Source organism: Saccharopolyspora antimicrobica (assembly GCF_003635025.1).
Taxonomy (GTDB): Bacteria; Actinomycetota; Actinomycetes; order Mycobacteriales; family Pseudonocardiaceae; genus Saccharopolyspora; species Saccharopolyspora antimicrobica.
The window spans coordinates 836,918-855,326 of sequence record NZ_RBXX01000002.1 but is presented as its reverse complement, the minus strand read 5'-3'; the positions used below and the strand labels follow the sequence as shown (position 1 = coordinate 855,326).

Here is an 18,409-nt window from a genome sequence, read left to right as displayed (position 1 = left end):
TTCGTCATGCAGTGGTTCTACCTCGCCGTCGCCGTCGCCTTCGAGATCTCCGTCGCCATCGCCGCGGGCAAGGCCCAAGGCTTCACCAAGCCCGTCTGGACCGCGGCCACGCTGGTCAGCGGTGGCATCGCCACCTACTTCCTCAGCCTGGCCCTGCTGACCTTCGACGTCGGCGTCGGCTACGCGATCTGGACCTCCGCGGCCGGTGTCGGGATCGTCGTCCTCGGCGCGCTCCTGTTCGGCCAGCGACTCGACTGGCGCAAGCTCCTCGGCATCGCCGCCGTCATCGTCGGCGTCGTCGGCCTCCAGCTCAGCGGAGCGGCGTGATGGCCCGGGACACCCACGCACCGAAGCAGCTCGCCGTAATCGATCACGAAGAAGGAACTCCCATGACTGCCACCGCCACCGCCAGCGTCGCCGCCCCGACCGCCACCGCCACCGCCCGCAGCCGGACCCGTGCCTGGCTCATGCTCCTCCTGGCCGGAGTCTTCGAGATCGGCTACGCCCTCGCCGTTGGAGGCAGCCAGGGATTCACCGTGCTCTCCTACTCGGTCGTGGCGGTCGTCTTCTTCCTCCTGACGCTCTTCGCCCTCAGCCTCGCCCTGCGCACCATCGACGTGGGCATCGGTTACGCCGTCTGGGCCGGGATCGGCGCAGTTGGAGCCGCACTGCTGGGGCCGGTCTTCTTCGACGAGACATTCACACCGGTCAAGGCCCTCTGGCTGACAGTGATCATCGCCGGTGTCGTCTGGCTCAAGCTCTCCGACAGCCTCAAGCGACCGCAGGCCGAGAATGCCTGATGACCGCGGCCGGAGCCGCGAGATCCCCCCGGGTCGATCTCGCGGCTCCGGCCGTTCGTTCCGGTGAATGCCGGAGAAAGGCCGGCTCGGGCCGGACGTGGTCGCGGAACCGTTCCCGGCGTCGCGAAGTCCACATCGGACTCAGCGGCCCAGGAAGCAGGAATCCGTTGGCGCTCGGAGAATTCGGCCGCTGGGCCCGGTGGCTGCGGTACGGTCGGGAGATCATGCCCGATCTCCTCGGAATCAACCACCTGACCCTGTCCACGACCGATCTCGACCGGCTCGTCGGCTACTACACGGAGCTGCTCGGAGCGACGTTCGCCTTCGGGCGCGCCGCCACCTCCACCGATCCGCGGATCGCGGTCCTCGACGTCGGCGGCGCCGACCACCTGATGATCGTCGAAACCGACACCGCTCCCAGCACCGAACTCGATCCCCTGGACCAAGCGGGCTGGGGCCTGCGGGTGGCGACGCTCGCGCAGCTGCGCGAGGTCCGCGAACGGATCGTGGATGCCGGGTGGCAGGTGGGGCAGATCGAGGAACTGCCCGCGCAGTGGACGATGACCGCTCGCGATCCCGACGGACGCCCGGTGGACGTCCGGGCTCACCGGCCCCGCACCTGACGAGTCCTGCCCCGCCGGCAGGGCAGAACGGCCTCAGCGGAGCGCCGCGGCCAAGGCGCGGTAGCCGGGCAGCAGGTCGCCGAGGACCTGGATCGCCACGTGGTCGGCGCCCGACCGGAGATGCGCACCGATGCCTTCGGCGATCTGCTCCGGTGCCCCGTGCAGGGCCAGTGCGTCGACGAGCCGGTCGGTTCCCGGCGGCGTGACGTCTTCCGCGGTGAATCCGTGGCGCCGCAGGTTGCGGGTGTAGTTGGACAGCTGCAGGTACCTGCCGACGATGTCGCGACCGGCCTCCCGAGCGCGCTGCGGGTCGGTGTCGACGACGACCTTCTGCTCCGGTGCGAGCAGCGCGTCGCCGAGGATCTCCCCGGCGTGCCGGGTGTGCTCGGGCGTGGTCAGGTACGGGTGCGCACCGGCCGCGCGGTCGCGCGCGAGTTCGAGCACCTTCGGGCCGAGAGCGGCGAGCACCCGCTGCGACTGCGGGACGCCCGCGGCGTCCAGCGCGTCGAGGTAGTCGACCAGCGCCTGGTACGGCTTCCGGTAGTCGTCGTTCATCTCGCGGTGACCGGCGCCGATGCCCAGCACGAAGCGGCCCGGGTGCTTGGCGTCGACCCGGTGGAACGCATCGGCGACGGTCGTCGCGTCGTACTTCCAGATGTTCACGATGCCGGTGGCGACGGTGATCTCGCGGGTGGCGTCGAGCAGCTGTTCGGCGAGGCGGAGATCCCCGGGTGCGCCGCCGATCCAAATGGTCCCGTAGCCGAGCCCTTCGAGCTCCACCGCCAGATCCGGGTTCAGCTCCGTGAAGATCTGCCAGACTCCGAGCTTGCCGAGTGAGATGGCCATTCCCGGGGAACGCCCCGCCCCGAGCAACCATTCCCGGGGCAGGGCCTCAGCCGTCCTTGCGCCAGACGTAGGCGGCGGAGATCGGGTGGTTGCGGAAGCGGGCCCACTTGGGCTTCACCGCGAGCCAGGCGTCGTCGATCAGGCCCTCGTGCAGCTCGGCCAGCCGCCAGCCGGCCGCCACAGCGGCGGTGACGTGGTCGCTGATCAGGTGCACGTTGGTGGTGATCGCCACCGACTCCCCGGCGTCGTTGGTGAAGTGCGTGGGCATGCCGGAGGTCATGATGAAGTGCGGGTGGAACGCGACCAGCACGAACGCGGCCTTCGGCGCGGCGATCCGCCACGCCTCCCGGTAGAAGGGCGCCAGGTCGTCGAGGTGCTCGTCCACCAGCGAGGAGATCACCAGGTCGTAGGTGCCCGCGTCCAGCCCGGTGCTGGTGACGTCGGCCTCGGTGAGGCTGTCGTGCGCCCCGCGCCGCTCGGCGAGCGCCAGCATCTCCGGGGTCAGGTCGACACCGTCGATCGCCGGAACTCCCTTGCCTCGCAACCACTGCCCGGTCCGCCCGGTCCCGCAGCCGAGATCGGCGGCCCGTCCGACGGTGCTCCACTCCGGCTCCCGCAACCGCTCCAGCAGCGCGAGGTCCATGACGTCCTCGACGGTGTCCTCGTACTTGCCGACCCACTCCCCGTAGCCGGTGCGCACATCAACGGTCCGGTACCCGCGCGAGTCAAACCCACTGAACTCCATTCCCCGGATTATCCAGCCGGGCGCACCACCCCGAAACCGGTTTTCCGCCCGGCGCCGGTCCGCTCCCGGGACGGGCGGCGAAAATCGGGATGCGCGCGGTGCTGCGAGTCGTACGCTTCCGGGGCATCCCAAGTCGGGATGGCGGCACCTCGGGTGCCGGTGCTGGAAAGGAAGCCCCAACTGACGCGAACCTCATCGTCGGCCCAGCGGATCGGGGACTGACGTGGATCTCGGAATCGTGTTGGCGTTCATCGGCGCGGCAGCGGTGATCTCGCTGGTGCCGGGCCCGGACATGATGTTCATCCTGGCCAACGGAATCTCCTCCGGGCCGCGCGGCGGAGTGGTGGCCGCGGTCGGCATGTCCACCGGCGTGCTCGTGCACACCGTCGCAGCCGCGCTCGGCCTGACCGCCGTATTCCAGGCGGTGCCCGCCGCGCTGGAAGTGGTCCGGATCGCCGGGATCGCGTTCCTGCTCTACCTGGCGGTCCAGTCGTTGCGCTCATCGGTGCTGCCGGACGTGCGCGCAGCGCCGTCGAGGTCGATGGGCCGGATCTACGCCCTGGCGGTGCTGACCAACGTCTCCAACCCCAAGGTGATCCTGTTCTACCTGGCGTTCGTCCCGCAGTTCGTCTCGACCGACGCGGCCTGGCCGGTCCCGGTGCAGCTGCTGGCCCTCGGCGGCGTGCTGCTCGCGGTGGGGATCTGCGTGGACGCCGCGGTCGGCCTGGCTTCCGGAGGCCTGTCGAACCTCCTGGTCCGCCGGCCCGGGATCCAGCGCTGGCTGGACAGAGCCGCCGGTGTCCTCTTCGGCGGCCTGGCCCTGCGCCTGGCCACCGAAGACCTCCGGTAGAACGAGCTGAGGGGCACTCGCGAGTGCCCCTCAGCAGTTCCGCCTCAGCAGCAGCGGGAGCCCGGGCGGGCGTCCTGGCTGTCGACGTGGCGGCGCCAGAACTCCCGCTCTCCCAGCGGTTCTTCGCCCGGGTGGTTGCGGTGGTGGTGGGCGAGGTAGCGCTCGTAGGCGTTCTCGCCGACCACACCGCGCACGATCTGCCAGGCCGCGCGGGCGGTGCCGCGCAGCCTGGTCAGGACCGTCGTCGTCACGTGCTCGCTCCGGCCTTCTCCGCTTCCAGTTCCTTCTGGATGCGGCGCTCCTCGGCCGTCGGGACCAGGCCGGACGGGGCGAACAGCTTCGACTCGACGTACGGGGCCTCGGTGCTGGGCAGCGGTTCGGTGGTCCGCAGCGCCTTGATCCAGACGCGGACCGCGTCCACCAGCACGATCACGATCAGCACCGCGAACAGGATGCTCAGCACGCCGGTGACCGTGGAGTTGACCACGACCCGCTGCATGTCCTCCACGCTGTGCGCGGTGCCCTTGCTCGTCTCGCCCGCGGCCAGCGCCGCCTGGTAGGCCGCGCGCTGGGCGAAGAAGCCGATCGACGGGTCCGCGGAGAAGATCTTCTGCCAGCTCGCCGTCAGCGTCACCGCCACGTCCCAGGCCAGCGGGATCAAGGTCACCCAGGCGTACTTGGCCCGGCCCGACTTGATCAACAGCGTGGTCGCCACCGCCAGCGCCACCGCCGCCAGCAGCTGGTTGGCGATGCCGAACAGCGGGAACAGCTGGTTGATGCCGCCCAGCGGGTCGTTCACGCCGGCCCACAGGAAGTAGCCCCAGGCGCCGACGATCACCGCGCTGGCGATCCAGTTGCCCGGCTTCCAGCTCACGTCGCCGAAGCGCTTCCAGACGTTGCCCACGGTGTCCTGCAGCATGAACCGGCCGACGCGGGTACCGGCGTCCACAGTGGTCAGGATGAACAGCGCCTCGAACATCACCGCGAAGTGGTACCAGAACGCCTTCATCGCGTCCCCGCCGAGCACCTGCGAGAACACCTCTGCCAGGCCGACGGCCAGGGTGGGTGCGCCGCCGCTGCGGCCGACCAGCGTTTCCTCCTCCACGGAGGCCGCGGCCGCCGCGAGCTGCTCCGGCGTGATCTGGAAGCCGATGCCGGCCACCGCCTGCGACGCCGACTCCAGCGTGTCGCCGAGCGCGGTCGCGGGCATGTTCATCGCGAAGTACAGGCCGGGGTCGATGATGCACGCCGCGGCCAGCGCCATGATCGCCACGAACGACTCGGTGAGCATGCCGCCGTAGCCGATGACGCGGACCTGCGACTCCTTCTCCAGCATCTTCGGCGTGGTGCCCGAGGAAACCAGCGCGTGGAAGCCGGAGAGCGCACCGCAGGCGATCGTGATGAACACGAACGGGAACAGCGAACCGGAGAACACCGGGCCCTGGCCGTTGAGCGCGAACTCGGTGATCGCCTGCGTCTTCATCACCGGCAGCGCGATCAGCAGCGAGACCGCCAGCATCACCACGACGCCGACCTTCATGAACGTGCTCAGGTAGTCGCGCGGCGCCAGCAGCATCCACACCGGCAGCACCGAGGCGATGAAGCCGTAGATGATCAGCGCGAAGGTCAGCTGGTTGCCGGAGAGGGTGAAGAACCCGGCCAGCGCGGAGTTGGCCACCCAGCTGCCCGCGACGATGCTCAGCATCAGCAGCGCCACGCCGATGACCGAGGTCTCGACGATCTTGCCCGGCCGCAGGTATCGCAGGTAGAAGCCCATGAACAGGGCGATCGGGATGGTCATGCCGATGGAGAAGGTGCCCCACGGCGAACCCTTCAGCGCGCCGACCACGACCAGCGCCAGCACCGCCAGCAGGATGATCATGATGGCCAGCACCGCGATCAGCGCCGCGACGCCGCCCACCGGACCGATCTCCTCGCGGGCCATCTGCCCGAGGCTGCGGCCGTTGCGGCGGGTGGAGAAGAACAGCACCACCATGTCCTGCACCGCACCTGCGAAGATGACGCCGACGATGATCCAGATGGTGCCCGGCAGGTAACCCATCTGCGCGGCCAGCACCGGGCCGACCAGCGGTCCGGCCCCGGCGATCGCGGCGAAGTGGTGCCCGAACAGCACCCGGCGGTCGGTGGGCTGGAAGTCGGTGCCGTTGTTCAGCCGCTCGGCCGGAGTCGCGCGGGTGTCATCGGCCTTGAGCACCTTGTAGGTGAGGAAGCGCGCATAGAAGCGGTAACCGATGGCGTAAGACGCCAGGGCCGCGAAGACCAGCCAGGCCGCGGAGATCTCCTCGCCGCGGCCGAGCGCGATGACGCCCCAGGCGACCGCGCCGACGATCGCCACCAGCACCCAGATGGCGATCTCCTTGGGAGTCATCTTGCGTTTCCGAGCTGTCCCACCGCTCGGCGCCGTGTTCGTTGACACCGTCCTCGGACTCCATTCCTGCGGGTTGCGAACTGCGCGAGACGACACGTGCGCAGCAGAGACGAGGATCGGCGCGCAACTGCGGAATGTCCAGCCCGTGGCCGGGAAGTAACCAGGATGTAAGACGCGCTCAGCGCAGGGGGGCGACCTGGTGAGCACGAGGTGATCGTCCGGAGAAGGCGCTGCGCAGCGGCTACCTGACGCCGCGGGGGCGGACCGAGGGCACTCGTCGGCTGCTATGGCCCGCAGGTGCTGTTGCGGCGGGACCGGTCTGCGGCGGGTCGAGCTGGCCCGGCGTTCCTCGGTCGCGGAGCGGAAGGAAATCGGCCCGATGGCCCTCCGCTCAGCCGGTGCTGAAGCGAGTGACCTTCGTGCTCGCGCTGAGCAGCCGATCAGTTGCCGTGGGGATTGAGGACGGCGGACAAGCGCATCGCCATGTGCGCGTCGAAAGCGGCATCATCGCCTTTGATCTGGTTGTGCCCTGGGCACGAGATCTGCAGGTTGTCGAGGTCGTTGTAGATCATCTGCAGCAGGCCGGTGTCCCACCAGTCGATTCCGCTGCCCAGTCCGGGGCTTTACACCGTCGTCCCCGGTCAGCGGTGCGACAAGGGCTGCGGGGGCACAGCCGCGGGCAGACCGCACTGCCTTCGGAGACGGACGCCGTACAGCCTTTCGGCATCGAGATCGCCACGGCTCGCGGTGGAATGTTGCGGGCAATACGCGCTCAGCGCAGGCGGGTGGCGAGCTCGCCAGGGTTCGTCGCGGTCGAGGTCGGGCAGCAGGAACAGGGGCCGGTCGACGCCTGCCGCGGCGTAGGACTCAGGCTCGCCGGGATGTGCGTGTGGTCGGCGGCGAACAGCGCGTCGAGATCCCGCTCCTCCAGCGCGCGGCCGAGATCGGCCGGACCGATGCCCTCGTCGGTGATGAACGCGGCGACGCCGAACTGCATCCTGCCCTCCCCGGGCTCTTGGGCCGGCTGCGGTAGACGGTAGTGCGGCGCGGCCGAGCCGGCGTGATCCATCCGGGTGCGGGTACCTGCGCAAAAAGCGCCAAGAGATGATCTTCGTGGACTGGATCGGTAAACTCCGCCGCCGGCTGGGTGGCACCGATCGATAACGAGTGAAATCCGGCCGCAACCACGGAGGGGGTCTTGCGCGTCGTGCAGAGATGTGACGGTGTCGATCGCATTGCCCGTGACCGCCTGGCCGGGCGACGGGCTGGCGGCCATGGATGAACTGACGAGCAAGCTCACCGACCTCTACCAGGAGCACTACAAGCAGCTGCTGCGCATCGCCGTTCTGCTGGTGGACGACCGGGCCGCCGCGGAGGACATCGTGCAGGACGCCTACGTGCGGGTGTTCGACTCGCGCACCAGGCTGCGCGATCCCGACAAGGCGCTGGCGTTCCTCCGGCAGGCGGTGCTCAACCGGGCCCGCTCGATGCTGCGGCGGCGGATGGTGGCCAAGAAGTACCAGCCCAAGCTGGCCACCGAGGACAGCCAGCCCGACGACACCGGCCGCGGCGTCGACCGAGCGGTGCTCAAGGTCGCGCTCGCGAAGCTGCCGCGCAGGCAGCGGGAGGCCGTGGTGCTGCGCTACTACGCCGACCTCAGCGAAATCCGCACCGCCGAGGTGATGGGATGCAGCCAGGGGGCGGTGAAGTCGTACTGCTCGCGGGGGATCTCGCGACTGTCCGAGCTGCTGGGGGAGCGGGTGTGAAGGACGGCAACAGCACGTGGGACGTGGAGATGGTGCGCGCGCAGCTGCACCGGATGGTGGACGACGTCGAGCCGAGCCCTGACGCGCTGCCCAAGCTGCTGGCGGGAAGCCGGCGGAAGAAGGCGCCCCGGCGGCGCCCGCTGTTCGCCGCGATCGGCGCGGTGGCGGTGGCGGCGGTAGCGCTGGTCGTGGCGTTGGTGGTGATGCCCGGTCAGCAGCAGCCCACTCCGGTCAGCGCGCAGCCCAACAGCTACCTGGCGACGCTCGAACCCGGTGTGATCGCCTCCTTCGACATCTTCTCCGGGCAGCAGAACGGCGTGCTCGCCGACGTCCCCGGCGCGGACCCGGAGGTGCTGACCACCGACCGGAACCGAGTGCTGGCGGCGACGTCCACAGCGGACGGGAGGCAGCTCGTCGAGATCGCGGCCGACGGCGCTCAGCAGGTGCTGCCGGGGCCGGCCGGCGACCTCCGGCTGCTGGCCGCCGGCGGCGGCCGGATCGCCTACCGGGACGCCGATTCCGTCGTCCTGCTGCGCGGTGGGCAGCAGCAGCGCATCGCGCTCCCGGCCGGGATGCGGGTGGACGACCTCGCGCTGTCCGACGACGGCCAGCTGGCGCTGCTGGCGGCCGAGCCGGGCCGCGACCAGGCGTCGGTGCTGGTGCTCGCCCGCGATGCGACATCGCTGGCCGGGCGCGTCGAAGCGGAGTCCGACGACTGCGGCCCGGTGGCGATCACCTGGTCCGGTCGCGACATAGCCGCGCTGGAGCCACCGGCCTGCGGTGCCGGGCAGGCGCGGGTGGCCACCTACGCCGCGGAGAGCGGTCGCAAGATCGGTGCCGGGGTGCCCTTCCGGACACCGGAGCTGGCCGTCGGCACCGTCCGGATGTCCGCGGATCCGCTGGGCAGGTTCCTGATCTCCACCGGCGGCCGCGGACAGTGGCTGGTCGACGGCTCCGCGGTGCGCCCGCTGCCACCCGCCTGCACCGGCGACGGGATCTGCGCGACCGGCCCGGGCACCTTCTGGAGCTGATCACGCTCCGCGATCCGGACACGCCCCTGATCTGACCAATCCCAGTCCTCCCATCCGCCGCTGACCGACTATCGGTACCGCCGCCGACATCGACGACAGGGGTGGATGTGCAAGCGCGACAACGGGAACTGGCGCGGTTGTACCGAGCAGCGATGGATCGTCCCCGGTGGCAGCAGGTGCTGGCGTTCGCGGTGTCGCTGTGGGCGCTGGGCTGGATCCTCGGGCAGCTCCTGGTCTCGCGGGACAGGCCGAGCGCGCTGGACGTCCTTGCCCACTTCGCGTCGCGTCTCGGCCTGACCACCGGCGAGTGGTCCGAGCGCCTGTCGGAGGTGTGGCAGAGCGGTGGCGGTGGCCTGGCGGTGCTCGGCGGGCTGCTGTGGGCGGCGACCACCGAGCGCGGTCAGCTCCCCGCGCTGCTCGGCTGGATCGCGGTGATGATCGGCGCGGAACGCCTCGGCTACCAGCCCGCGATGCTGCTGGCCGTGACGACGATGGTGTCCTTCGTGGTCGTGCTGTGGCTGGCGGCGCTGACCAGCAGCCGGTTCGTCGACCGGCGAGCGGTCCTGCTGCCGCGCGACGTGCTGCGCGCGGGCGTGACCGCAGCCGCGCTGTCCGCGGTGGTGCCGCTGTTCGCGCCGGGATTCTTCCTGGACCGGCTGGGCAGGCCGTACTTCACGAAACCGCCGCGCCGCGTCTTCCCCGCCGCGAGCATCCCCGAACAGGCAAAACCGCAGGAACCAAGCCGAGAACCCGAACACCCTTAGCCCGCGTCAATTTCGTGCGAAATCGACAACTCGCGGGGTGATGCTGGTCAGGCGCGCGGGGCCAGGCGCAGGGCGCGTTCGGCCAGCGCGCGCAGGCTCACGTCGTCCGGGGCGGAGGCGCGGTGCCGCCAGACGGTCTGGGCGATCCGGACCTCGTTCCCGCTCTGCTGCACGACCTGGGCAGCGTCGTCGAAGCCGTCCGGCCCGCCCGGCCAGCCCCGGCCCTCGGCCACCAGGTCGGTGACCCCGCCGGTGCCCGCCGCGTCGGCCAGCTCCCGGAGTTCCCGCGCCGCCTGCTCGTCCGGCAGCTCGACGATCGCGATCGACACCGCCGCCGGCCGACCGGACACCTGCGTCTCGAACACCGCGCGCGTCAGGTTCCGGCAGGGCCGCTGCTCGAACCAGCGCTGGACGTCGCCGAAGGAGTGCGGTCCGCAGGTCTGCGCGCGGTCGGTCACCCGCTGCGCGAACTCCACGCCGTCGACCCGCTGGACCGGCGCAGCAGCAGGCGGGTCGGCGGACGGGCCGTCCGCGGACAGCCAGGTGATCAGCGCGGCGCACACCACGACCAGCACCGCGGCGGCCGCGATCAGCCCGGTGCGGCGGGACAACCGGCGGACTGCCGACGGCTCGGTGAACTTCGGGATCAGCATCGTGTCCGCCGTGGCCAGGTCGGTGTCGCCCGATTCCGGGAAGCCCTCCTCGACCAGGTCGGCGGCGCTGAGCCTGCAGTCCTCGTCGAGCACATGCAGCAGCTGCTGCGCGGGTTCGACCGGGCAGGACCGCTCGTAGGTGGCCAGCTCGCGGGCGGCGGCGAGGATCGCCGTGGTGTTCGGCGAGACGACCCGGACCCCGCGGTGCAGGTCGGTCGTGGGCTGGGTGACCTGCCCGGCGTAGGGGCCGACGACCACGACGGCGGCGACCGGCAGCGGCTCCAGCCCGCGGGACTGCAGGCTGCGCGCCAGCGCCGCGGCGGATTCGAGCCCCTCCAGCCCCGGGTTGACCGCACCTTCGGCGCGCACCATCGGCCAGCCGTCCACCGTCCACGGGGTCCGCAGCGGGGCTTCCACCTTCAGCGCCGGTTCCGGCAGGTCCACGCCGAGCACCACGACGACGCCGCGCGGCAGCACGATCACCGCGTCCAGCGGGCGGGGAGCACCCGGCGGGCGGCAGCCGAACACGGCGACCCCGCCCAGCACCGACGGACCGGCTCCCCACGCGGAGATGGCCGCCCGGATGTCGGCGCCGACCTTGGCCGGGTCCGCACCGAGCCGCACCAGTCGCATGAGGACCTCCCGTTCAGCAGCCCGGTGAGCGCGCACCTGTTCGAGCCCTGACGTTAGTCGGGTCGCCCCGGCGTTGTGGAAGAGATCCAATATTCGTCCGATCGAGTGGTATCCGCCACTCGCTCGACGCTGTTCCTGTGCTGCTGTCGGGCGATGCCCGAACTCGCGACAACCCCTGGGATCTGCGATTTCGCCTGATCGGAGCAGTGACCGCCGATCGGTGGTCCGCAACCCGGGACGTCGCGGACCGGTGGCGGGATGCGGCGTTCTGGTGGCGGAGCGCGCGACGTGCGATGCAGAATGGCGCCGCATCTGTTGATCGTCGTGTTCGCGAGGTCGTAGGGGAAGACGTCCCTCGTCGAACAGCGGAGGTCAGCAGTGAGCACCCGTGGCAGCGACCGTGGCCACACCGCTGGTGTGGTCTACGTCCACTCGTCGCCGTCTGCGGTCTGCCCGCACGTCGAGTGGGCGATCTCTGGCGCACTCGGCATCCGGACGGAACTCCGCTGGACGGCCCAACCGGCAGCCCCAGGGCAACTCCGCGCGGAGTGCAACTGGACAGGCGAGCCGGGTACCGGCGCACGCTTGGTCACCGCGCTGCGCGCGTGGCCGATGCTGCGCTTCGAAGTCACCGAGGACCCCAGTCCCGGGGAGGACGGGCAGCGGTTCTGCCACGCTCCCGGCCTGGGCCTGTGGCGCGCCTGCACCAGCGCCAACGGCGACATCGTGGTCAGCGAGGACCAGTTGCGCACCCTCGCGGCCAACGCCAAGGGGCCGGAGGCGTTCGCGCACCGGGTGGACCAGCTGCTGGGCGCGGCGTGGGACGACGCGCTCGAACCGTTCCGCCGCGCCGGGGACGGCGCTCCGGTCACCTGGCTGCACCGCGTCGGCTGAGCCGCGGAACCGCCCGTGGTGCTGATCGGCATGTGCGAAGCTTGATGCCGTGCGTTCCTGGGTGAAGTGGGGTCTGCCGGTCTCGATCGTCGTGCTGCTGGCCGGTGCCGGTGGCGGCGTGGTGCTCGCCGAGAACTTCTACGGCGGGCCGGAGCGGTCCAGCTCGACGGCGAAGTTCCAGTCGACGGACGAGGTCGTGTCGATGACCAGCCCCGGCGGCGTGGAGTACACGCCGGGCGCTGTCGGGCATCCCGACCAGCAGGCGGTCATGGTGCTGCTGGACAACCACTTCCGGTCGATCAACGACCGCGACTACGACCTGTGGAAGTCCACAGTGGTCGAGAGCAAGTGGGACGAGCTGCCCGAGGCCAAGTGGAACCAGGCCTACGGGACCACCGACGACCTCGACATGAAGGTGCACCGGATCGATCCCGGCCCGGACGGGTCGCTGCTGGCGATGCTGACCTTCAAGAGCCACCAGTCCCCGGAGGACGCGCCCCCGGACATGCCGTACCGGTGCCTGGAGTGGAACCTGGTGTACCCGATGGTCATCACCGACTCGGGCCGCTCACTGCGCCTGGACACCAGCAAGCTGCCGAACAGCGCCCTGCGCGCCGCCTGCCAGGAGTGACTCCGGCTGGTCGTGCCGCCGGTACTCCTGCGGGCTGATGCCGAAGCGCCGCTTGAAAGCGTTGCTGAGCGCGAACGCGCTGCCGTAGCCGACCTGGCGGGCGACCGCGCCGATCGTCGCGTCGGATTCCCGCAGCAGGTCGGCGGCCAGCGCCAGCCGCCAGGACGTCAGGTACGTCATCGGCGGCTCGCCGACCACCTCGGTGAACCGCCGCGCGAAACCGGCGCGGGACAGCCCGCAGCTCGCGGCCAGCCCGGCGACGGTCCACTGCTCGGCCGGGGTGTCGTGGATCAGCTGCAGGGCCTGGCCGACGACTTCGTCGCACTGCGCGCTGTACCAGGCCGGAGTGCGATCCGGAGAGCCTGCGAACCAGGCCCGCAGCGCGGCGATGAGCAGCAGGTCGAGCAGCCGGTCCAGCACGGTTTCCTGGCCCGGCACGTTCTTGCCGATCTCCGCGGCGAGAAGGTCGATCAGCGGCGCGTCCAGCGATTCGTGCCGGACCACGGCGAGTTCCGGCAGTTCGGTGAGCACTCGGTCGCTGACCTCGCCGACCACCTGGTAGGTGCCGGTGAGCAGCGTCGTCGTGCCCGCGCGCCCGGTGCCCCAGGTGCGGACGCCGAGGTCGGACAGCCCGTCGAGCGGCGTGCCGTTCGGGCTGGTGCAGCGCTGGCCCGGGTGGATCACGACCTGCCACGGGGTGCCCGGATCGTCGGCGACGGTGTAGTGGCCCGGGCCGCGCACCACCGCGACGTCGCCGGGCTCCAGCAGCGCCGGTTCGCCGCCGTCCGGCAGCACCCAGGCGGATCCGCGCACCACCGCGACCAGAGTCAGCGGGGCGCGGTCCTGAATGCGCAGCGACCAGGGCGGTTCCAGGATCGAGCGGAGCAAGAAGGCGCCGCGAGCCCGCGGTCCGTCCAGCAATCCGGCCAGGGTGTCCACGGCGCGAGCCTATGCCGTGTCGGGCGGGGCGATCCGCAACTTCCATTGAAATTGGATGTCCGATTTCAATGGAAGTTGCGGATCTGATCGGCGTGTCAGGGCCCGACACGCCGACGACCTACGCGATTTCAATGGAAATCGGACGTCCGATTTCCATTGAAATCGCGGAGACTTCGGGCCGGTCGCGGAGACTTCGGGCCGGTCGCGGAGACTTCGGGCCGGTCGCGGAGACTTCGGGCCGGTCGCGGAGACTTCGGGCCGGTCGCGGAGAGCGGTGTCGTGGTTGGACGATCGATTATGGGATGTGGTTTCTCGGCTATGGGGCGTCCAGTCGAGCTCGGATTGACTGGGGGCATGTCAGCCAACGAACAGAAGCCAGTGCTCGTCCTCGGCGCTACCGGACGGACCGGTCGCCGCGTCCTCGAGCGCCTCTCGATCGCGGGGTGGCCGGTCCGGGCCGGTTCCCGCTCGGCGACGCCGCCGTTCGACTGGACCGAGCCCGCCACCTGGCCGGCGGTGCTGGCGGGCACCGACGCGGTGTACCTGTCCTACCAGCCGGATCTGGCCGTTCCGGGCGCCGCCGAGGTGGTCCGGGAGTTCACCGAGCTGGCGGTGCGCAGCGGAGTCCGGCGGGTGGTGCTGCTGTCCGGCCGCGGGGAGGCCGGTGCGCAGCGGGCCGAGGCGGCCGTCCGGGCGTCCGGTGCGGAGTGGACGGTCGTGCGAGCGGCCTGGTTCCAGCAGAACTTCAGCGAGGACTTCCTGGTGGAAGCGGTGCGCGCGGGCGAGGTCGCGCTGCCGGTCGGTGCGGTGGGCGAGCCGTTCGTCGATGCCGACGACATCGCCGACGTCGCCGTGGCCGCGCTGACCGAGGAGGGGCACGCGGGGCAGGTGTACGAGGTGACCGGGCCGCGGCTGCTCACCTTCGCCGAGGCGATCGGCGAGATCGCCGCCGCAACCGGCCGGGACGTCGCGTTCGCGTCGATCGAGGCGGAGAAGTACCGGGCGGCGATGGCCGAGCACGGTGTGCCGCCCGAGGTGGTGTCGATGGTGGAGCACCTGTTCACCGAGATCCTCGACGGCCGCAACGCGCACCTGACCGACGGTGTCCGCCGGGCGCTGGGCCGGGAGCCCCGCGACTTCGCCGACTACGCCCGCCGCACCGCTGCGACCAGCATCTGGAATCCGCGCACCTGAAGGAGGTTCGCCGTCGGATCGCGGTTTCAAAGGAAGCTTCGATCTTGAGCTTCGGAGATTCACAGCTTCCGCTGCGAGTGTGGGAGCACGGCGGTCGAGCGGCTGGGGGTGCCCGAGACGCCGGTGAAAAGTGGAAAGCGGGCTGAGTCGCGCTCAGCCCGCTTTCCGGTTGCCTGCGGTCAGGCCTTGGCGAAGGCGAGGGCCACGTTGTGCCCGCCGAAGCCGAAGGCGTTGTTGATCGCGGCGGTCTGCTCCACGTGCCGCGGCTTGTCGGCGACCACGTCGAGCTCGACCTTCGGGTCCAGCTTCTCCAGGTTCCGGGTCGCCGGGATGACACCGTGCTTCAGGGAGAGGACCGTCACGATGCTCTCCACCGCACCGGCGCCGCCGACCAGGTGGCCGAGCGAGCCCTTCGGGGCGGTCACCACGGCGCCGTCGCCGATGGCCTGGCGCACCGAGTTGGCCTCGCCGACGTCACCGACCACGGTCGAGGTCGCGTGCGCGTTGACGTGCCCGATGTCCGACGGCTCCAGGCCGCCGCTGAGCAGCGCCTTGCGCATCGCCCCGACCTGGCCGCGACCGTCCGGGTGGCTGCCGGTGATGTGGTAGGCGTCGGACGTGATGCCCGTGCCCGCCAGCCGGGCGTAGATCCGCGCGCCGCGCGCCTTGGCGTGCTCGGCGCTCTCCAGCACGATCACGCCGGCACCCTCGCCCATCACGAACCCGTCGCGGTCGACGTCGAACGGGCGCGATGCCCGGTCCGGGTCGTCGTTGCGGGTGCTCAGGGTCCGGGCCTGGGCGAAGCCGGCGATGGTGATCGGGTGGATGCAGGCCTCCGCACCACCGGCCACCACGACGTCCGCGTGCCCCTGCTGGATCATCTCGAAGCCCTTGGCCAGGCCTTCGGCACCCGACGCGCAGGCCGACGCGGGGGAGTGCACCCCGGCGCGGGCCCGCAGGTCCAGGCTGACCATCGCGGCCGGGCCGTTGGGCATCAGCATCGGCACGGTCAGCGGCGAGACCTTCCGCAGCCCCTGGGACTCCAGCAGGTCGTCCTGCTGCAGCAGGGTCAGCGGACCGCCGATGCCGGTGCCCAGCGCCACGCCGAGCCGATCCGGGTCGACCGGCTCGGAATCGTCGGACGGCAGCTCGTAACCGGCGTCCGCCCACGCCTCGCGGGCGGCGATGACGGCGATCGCCTCGCAGCGGTCCATCCGGCGCAGCTGCACGCGCGGCAGGACGTCAGCGGGCTCCACCGCCAGCGGCGCACCGATCTTGGCGGGGAGCTCGAAGCGGTCGAGCCACTCCGCCTCCAGGCGCTTGATGCCGGTGGCGCCGTTCAGCAGTCCGTCCCAGGTGGACGCGACGTCGCCGCCCAGCGGCGTCGTCGCGCCCAGCCCGGTGATGACGACTTCGGTCGTCATGCGTTCTTGGTGATGTAGTCCACCGCATCACCGACGGTCTTGAGGTTGGCCAGCTCGTCGTCCGGGATCTTCACGCCGAACTTGTCCTCGGCCTGCACGGCGATCTCGACCATGGACAGGGAGTCGATGTCGAGGTCGTCGACGAAGGACTTGTCGACGGTCACGTCGGCGGCGTCGACACCGGCGACCTCTTCGACGATCCCGGCCAGACCCTTGGTGATTTCCTCGTTGGACACGGTGTTCCTTCCTGGTTCTTGCTTGCTCACCGCGGGCGTGCGGCCCGCGGCAGTTCTGGGGTCAGGGGCAGACGGCGACCTGGGCCGAGTACGACAGCCCGGCTCCGAAGCCCACGAGCAGCATCACGTCACCGCTGGAGATCTCCCCGGCTCCTCGCATGTGGTCGATGGCCAGCGGGATGGATGCCGACGACGTGTTGCCGGAGTAGACGATGTCACGGGCGACCACGAGGTCGTCACGCGCACCCTGGCTCTGCAGCTTCCGGGCGATCGCCTCCACGATCCGCAGGTTCGCCTGGTGCGGCACCAGGACGTCCACATCGGACAGCTTCAGCCCGGCGGCCTCGACCGCGCGGGCCGCGACCGGGGCGATCTGGGTGGTCGCCCACCGGAAGACCGACTGGCCCTCCTGGTAGATGTACTTGCCCTCGCGCAGGTAGATGGTGTCGACCAGGTCGCCCGCGCTGCCCAGCACGCCGGGCCCGATCTCGGGCTCCTCGGCCGGACCGACGACCGCCGCACCCGCGCCGTCGGCGAAGATGATGCAGTTCCCGCGGTCCTCCCAGTCCAGCCACTCCTGGAACCGCTCGGAGCCGATGACCAGCACGTTCCGGGCCGAACCGGCGCGCACCGCGTCCGAGGCGACCGACAGCGCGTAGACGAACCCGGCGCAGGCCGCGTTGACGTCGAAGGCGCTCTGGGCCTTGATGCCGATCTGGTCGGCGACCTGGGCCGCGGCGTTCGGGATGCCGCCCGGCATGGTGCAGGTGGCCACGATCACCTGGTCGATGTCGCCGGGCGTCAGGCCCGCGTCGGCCACCGCCTTGGCGCCAGCCTCGACCGCCATGCTCACCACGGTCTGGCTCTCGTCGCCGAGCCTGCGGTGGATGATCCCGACGCGCTGGCGGATCCACTCGTCGTTGGTGTCCACCAGCTTGGCCAGGTCGTCGTTGGTGACGATCCGGTTGCCCTGGGTGCTGCCGAAACCGAGCAGCCGGGTGCCCGCCGGAGTGGCGTTCTGGGCGATGCGGGGCTTGGTCACTCGTCGCTCCCGAGCAGTTCGGCGACCTTGTCCAGGTCGGCGGGGGTCTTCAGAGCGACGGTCTTGACGCCCTTGACTTCGCGGCGCACCAGGCCGCTGAGGGTGCCCGCGGGCGGCAGCTCGACGACGGCCTCGACACCGCGCTCGGCCAGCCCCGCCATGCAGCTGTCCCAGCGGACCGGGCTGGTCACCTGGGAGACCAGGCGGCGCACGATCTCGGCGGCGTCGGTGACCACCGCGCCGTCGGCGTTGGACAGCAGCGGCAGCTCGGCGTCGGTGGTGCTGATCTGCTCGGCGTGCTTGGCCAGGGCTTCCTGCGCGGGTGCCATGAAGCGGGTGTGGAAGGCACCGGCGACCGGCAGCGGCCGGACGCGAGCACCGGCCGGCGGTTCGGCGGCGAGCTGCTCCAGCGCGGGCAGCCGTCCGGCTGCGACGATCTGACCTGCACCGTTGCGGTTGGCCGGGTCCAGCCCGAGGTGTTCGAGGTAGGTCACGACGTCGGCGGCGTCACCGCCGAGCACGGCGGACATGCCGGTGGGCTCCAGCGCGCACGCCGCGGCCATCTCCCGGCCGCGGACCGCGGCCAGCGCCACCGCGTCGTCGGCGCTCAGCGCGCCCGCGACCGCTGCCGCGGCCAGCTCGCCGACGGAGTGCCCGGCGACCGGGGTGCCCGCGGGCACGGTCACGCGGCGGCGCAGCTCCTCGGCGGCGATCAGCGACAGCGCGACCACCAGCGGCTGCGTGACCGCGGTGTCCTTGATCTCCTCGGCCTCGGCGGTCGTGCCGAGGCGGAGCAGGTCCAGGCCGGTCAGTTCGGACCAGGCGCCGAGTCGCTCGGCGACACCGTCCAGTTCGAGCCACGGGTTGAACATCCCCGGGGTCTGCGACCCCTGTCCGGGAGCTAGAAGCGCGATCACCCTTGCTACTGAACACGGCGTGGTGCGATCGG

The 18,409-nt window shown here is 70.9% G+C and carries 21 protein-coding genes and 1 pseudogene; 10 read left to right on the top strand and 12 right to left on the bottom strand.

Annotation, left to right across the window (positions count from 1 at the left end; translation table 11 throughout):
* The first annotated feature begins 6 nt into the window (after positions 1–6).
* From ATL45_RS04535 to ATL45_RS04525, 3 genes are all read left to right on the top strand, one after another.
* Complete coding sequence (locus tag ATL45_RS04535) at positions 7–327, top strand: DMT family transporter (RefSeq protein WP_093151904.1); 321 nt, start codon at positions 7–9, stop codon at positions 325–327.
* Positions 328–389: 62 nt separating this feature from the next.
* Positions 390–800: a DMT family transporter gene (locus ATL45_RS04530; protein WP_093151901.1), complete on the top strand. Its 411-nt coding sequence runs from the start codon at positions 390–392 to the stop codon at positions 798–800.
* A 167-nt stretch (positions 801–967) separates the two neighbouring features.
* Positions 968–1,423 carry a VOC family protein gene (locus ATL45_RS04525; protein ID WP_211841178.1) on the top strand — a complete coding sequence of 152 codons (456 nt, stop codon included), beginning with the start codon at positions 968–970 and terminating at the stop codon, positions 1,421–1,423.
* Positions 1,424–1,456: 33 nt separating this feature from the next.
* On the opposite strand, the gene ATL45_RS04520 is transcribed toward ATL45_RS04525, so the two are convergent.
* Positions 1,457–2,269: an LLM class F420-dependent oxidoreductase gene (locus ATL45_RS04520; RefSeq protein ID WP_093151899.1), complete on the bottom strand. Its 813-nt coding sequence runs from the start codon at positions 2,267–2,269 to the stop codon at positions 1,457–1,459.
* 46 nt (positions 2,270–2,315) lie between these two features.
* Positions 2,316–3,014 (bottom strand): class I SAM-dependent DNA methyltransferase, encoded by a 699-nt coding sequence (locus tag ATL45_RS04515; protein ID WP_093151896.1) that lies wholly within the window; start codon positions 3,012–3,014, stop codon positions 2,316–2,318.
* A gap of 223 nt (positions 3,015–3,237) precedes the next feature.
* Between ATL45_RS04515 and ATL45_RS04510 the strand changes: the two genes are divergently transcribed.
* Positions 3,238–3,864 (top strand): LysE family translocator, encoded by a 627-nt coding sequence (locus tag ATL45_RS04510; protein ID WP_093151894.1) that lies wholly within the window; start codon positions 3,238–3,240, stop codon positions 3,862–3,864.
* Between the two features lie 44 nt (positions 3,865–3,908).
* On the opposite strand, the gene ATL45_RS04505 is transcribed toward ATL45_RS04510, so the two are convergent.
* The 4 genes from ATL45_RS04505 to ATL45_RS40350 all read right to left on the bottom strand — a co-directional run bounded on the left by ATL45_RS04505 (position 3,909) and on the right by ATL45_RS40350 (position 7,250).
* Complete coding sequence (locus ATL45_RS04505; protein ID WP_093151891.1) at positions 3,909–4,115, bottom strand: YbdD/YjiX family protein; 207 nt, start codon at positions 4,113–4,115, stop codon at positions 3,909–3,911.
* Positions 4,112–6,253 (bottom strand): carbon starvation CstA family protein, encoded by a 2,142-nt coding sequence (locus ATL45_RS04500; protein ID WP_170210155.1) that lies wholly within the window; start codon positions 6,251–6,253, stop codon positions 4,112–4,114. Before ATL45_RS04500 ends, ATL45_RS04505 begins: the two co-directional genes overlap by 4 nt.
* A gap of 440 nt (positions 6,254–6,693) precedes the next feature.
* Positions 6,694–6,825 carry a hypothetical protein gene (locus tag ATL45_RS39945; RefSeq protein ID WP_256258367.1) on the bottom strand — a complete coding sequence of 44 codons (132 nt, stop codon included), beginning with the start codon at positions 6,823–6,825 and terminating at the stop codon, positions 6,694–6,696.
* A 200-nt stretch (positions 6,826–7,025) separates the two neighbouring features.
* Positions 7,026–7,250 carry a hypothetical protein gene (locus ATL45_RS40350; protein WP_093151889.1) on the bottom strand — a complete coding sequence of 75 codons (225 nt, stop codon included), beginning with the start codon at positions 7,248–7,250 and terminating at the stop codon, positions 7,026–7,028.
* A 226-nt stretch (positions 7,251–7,476) separates the two neighbouring features.
* On the opposite strand from ATL45_RS40350, the gene ATL45_RS04490 reads away from it, so the two are divergent.
* The 3 genes from ATL45_RS04490 (at position 7,477) to ATL45_RS04480 (ending at position 9,814) form a co-directional block, all read left to right on the top strand.
* A complete protein-coding gene (locus tag ATL45_RS04490) occupies positions 7,477–8,019 on the top strand; it encodes a SigE family RNA polymerase sigma factor (RefSeq protein WP_235863493.1) in 543 nt (180 codons plus the stop codon).
* The gene (locus tag ATL45_RS04485; protein WP_177241968.1) at positions 8,016–9,050 is read left to right on the top strand and encodes a PQQ-binding-like beta-propeller repeat protein; all 1,035 of its coding nucleotides are present in this window, start codon (positions 8,016–8,018) and stop codon (positions 9,048–9,050) included. The genes ATL45_RS04490 and ATL45_RS04485 overlap by 4 nt, the downstream gene beginning before the upstream one ends.
* A gap of 152 nt (positions 9,051–9,202) precedes the next feature.
* Positions 9,203–9,814: a hypothetical protein gene (locus ATL45_RS04480; protein WP_211841176.1), complete on the top strand. Its 612-nt coding sequence runs from the start codon at positions 9,203–9,205 to the stop codon at positions 9,812–9,814.
* Between the two features lie 47 nt (positions 9,815–9,861).
* Here the strand turns inward: ATL45_RS04480 and ATL45_RS04475 are convergent, their stop codons facing one another.
* Positions 9,862–11,100, bottom strand: a complete 1,239-nt coding sequence (locus ATL45_RS04475; protein ID WP_093151884.1) for a hypothetical protein — start codon at positions 11,098–11,100, stop codon at positions 9,862–9,864.
* A gap of 417 nt (positions 11,101–11,517) precedes the next feature.
* Here ATL45_RS04475 and ATL45_RS04470 point away from each other — a divergent pair, with 417 nt between their 5' ends.
* Both ATL45_RS04470 and ATL45_RS04465 read left to right on the top strand, forming a co-directional pair.
* A complete protein-coding gene (locus tag ATL45_RS04470) occupies positions 11,518–11,994 on the top strand; it encodes a DUF3145 domain-containing protein (RefSeq protein ID WP_170210483.1) in 477 nt (158 codons plus the stop codon).
* Positions 11,995–12,043: 49 nt separating this feature from the next.
* Complete coding sequence (locus tag ATL45_RS04465) at positions 12,044–12,625, top strand: hypothetical protein (protein ID WP_143121617.1); 582 nt, start codon at positions 12,044–12,046, stop codon at positions 12,623–12,625.
* A gap of 18 nt (positions 12,626–12,643) precedes the next feature.
* On the opposite strand, the pseudogene ATL45_RS04460 reads toward ATL45_RS04465, so the two are convergent.
* Positions 12,644–13,564, bottom strand: a pseudogene (locus tag ATL45_RS04460) (AraC family transcriptional regulator); the annotation flags it as partial.
* A gap of 354 nt (positions 13,565–13,918) precedes the next feature.
* Here ATL45_RS04460 and ATL45_RS04455 point away from each other — a divergent pair.
* The gene (locus ATL45_RS04455; RefSeq protein WP_093151873.1) at positions 13,919–14,758 is read left to right on the top strand and encodes an NAD(P)H-binding protein; all 840 of its coding nucleotides are present in this window, start codon (positions 13,919–13,921) and stop codon (positions 14,756–14,758) included.
* Between the two features lie 179 nt (positions 14,759–14,937).
* On the opposite strand, the gene ATL45_RS04450 is transcribed toward ATL45_RS04455, so the two are convergent.
* From ATL45_RS04450 to ATL45_RS04435, 4 genes are all read right to left on the bottom strand, one after another.
* Positions 14,938–16,182, bottom strand: coding sequence for a beta-ketoacyl-[acyl-carrier-protein] synthase family protein (locus ATL45_RS04450; RefSeq protein WP_093151870.1), 1,245 nt, complete (start codon positions 16,180–16,182; stop codon positions 14,938–14,940).
* On the bottom strand, positions 16,179–16,418 hold the full coding sequence (locus ATL45_RS04445; RefSeq protein WP_093151868.1) for an acyl carrier protein: 240 nt from the start codon (positions 16,416–16,418) through the stop codon (positions 16,179–16,181). Before ATL45_RS04445 ends, ATL45_RS04450 begins: the two co-directional genes overlap by 4 nt.
* Positions 16,419–16,479: 61 nt before the next feature.
* Positions 16,480–17,460, bottom strand: a complete 981-nt coding sequence (locus ATL45_RS04440; RefSeq protein WP_093151865.1) for a beta-ketoacyl-ACP synthase III — start codon at positions 17,458–17,460, stop codon at positions 16,480–16,482.
* A complete protein-coding gene (locus ATL45_RS04435; RefSeq protein WP_093151862.1) occupies positions 17,457–18,377 on the bottom strand; it encodes an ACP S-malonyltransferase in 921 nt (306 codons plus the stop codon). The genes ATL45_RS04440 and ATL45_RS04435 overlap by 4 nt, the downstream gene beginning before the upstream one ends.
* Between the last annotated feature and the right edge of the window lie 32 nt (positions 18,378–18,409).

Bases quoted from the DNA above. Each gene is read 5' to 3' on its own strand.
- ATL45_RS39945 (WP_256258367.1), bottom strand. From the start codon at position 6,825: ATGATCTACAACGACCTCGACAACCTGCAGATCTCGTGCCCAGGGCAC.
- ATL45_RS04455 (WP_093151873.1), top strand. From the start codon at position 13,919: ATGTCAGCCAACGAACAGAAGCCAGTGCTCGTCCTCGGCGCTACCGGA.
- ATL45_RS04500 (WP_170210155.1), bottom strand. From the start codon at position 6,253: ATGACTCCCAAGGAGATCGCCATCTGGGTGCTGGTGGCGATCGTCGGC.
- ATL45_RS04450 (WP_093151870.1), bottom strand. From the start codon at position 16,182: ATGACGACCGAAGTCGTCATCACCGGGCTGGGCGCGACGACGCCGCTG.
- ATL45_RS04520 (WP_093151899.1), bottom strand. From the start codon at position 2,269: ATGGCCATCTCACTCGGCAAGCTCGGAGTCTGGCAGATCTTCACGGAG.
- ATL45_RS04475 (WP_093151884.1), bottom strand. From the start codon at position 11,100: ATGCGACTGGTGCGGCTCGGTGCGGACCCGGCCAAGGTCGGCGCCGAC.
- ATL45_RS04530 (WP_093151901.1), top strand. From the start codon at position 390: ATGACTGCCACCGCCACCGCCAGCGTCGCCGCCCCGACCGCCACCGCC.
- ATL45_RS04480 (WP_211841176.1), top strand. From the start codon at position 9,203: ATGGATCGTCCCCGGTGGCAGCAGGTGCTGGCGTTCGCGGTGTCGCTG.
- ATL45_RS04535 (WP_093151904.1), top strand. From the start codon at position 7: ATGCAGTGGTTCTACCTCGCCGTCGCCGTCGCCTTCGAGATCTCCGTC.
- ATL45_RS04515 (WP_093151896.1), bottom strand. From the start codon at position 3,014: ATGGAGTTCAGTGGGTTTGACTCGCGCGGGTACCGGACCGTTGATGTG.
- ATL45_RS40350 (WP_093151889.1), bottom strand. From the start codon at position 7,250: ATGCAGTTCGGCGTCGCCGCGTTCATCACCGACGAGGGCATCGGTCCG.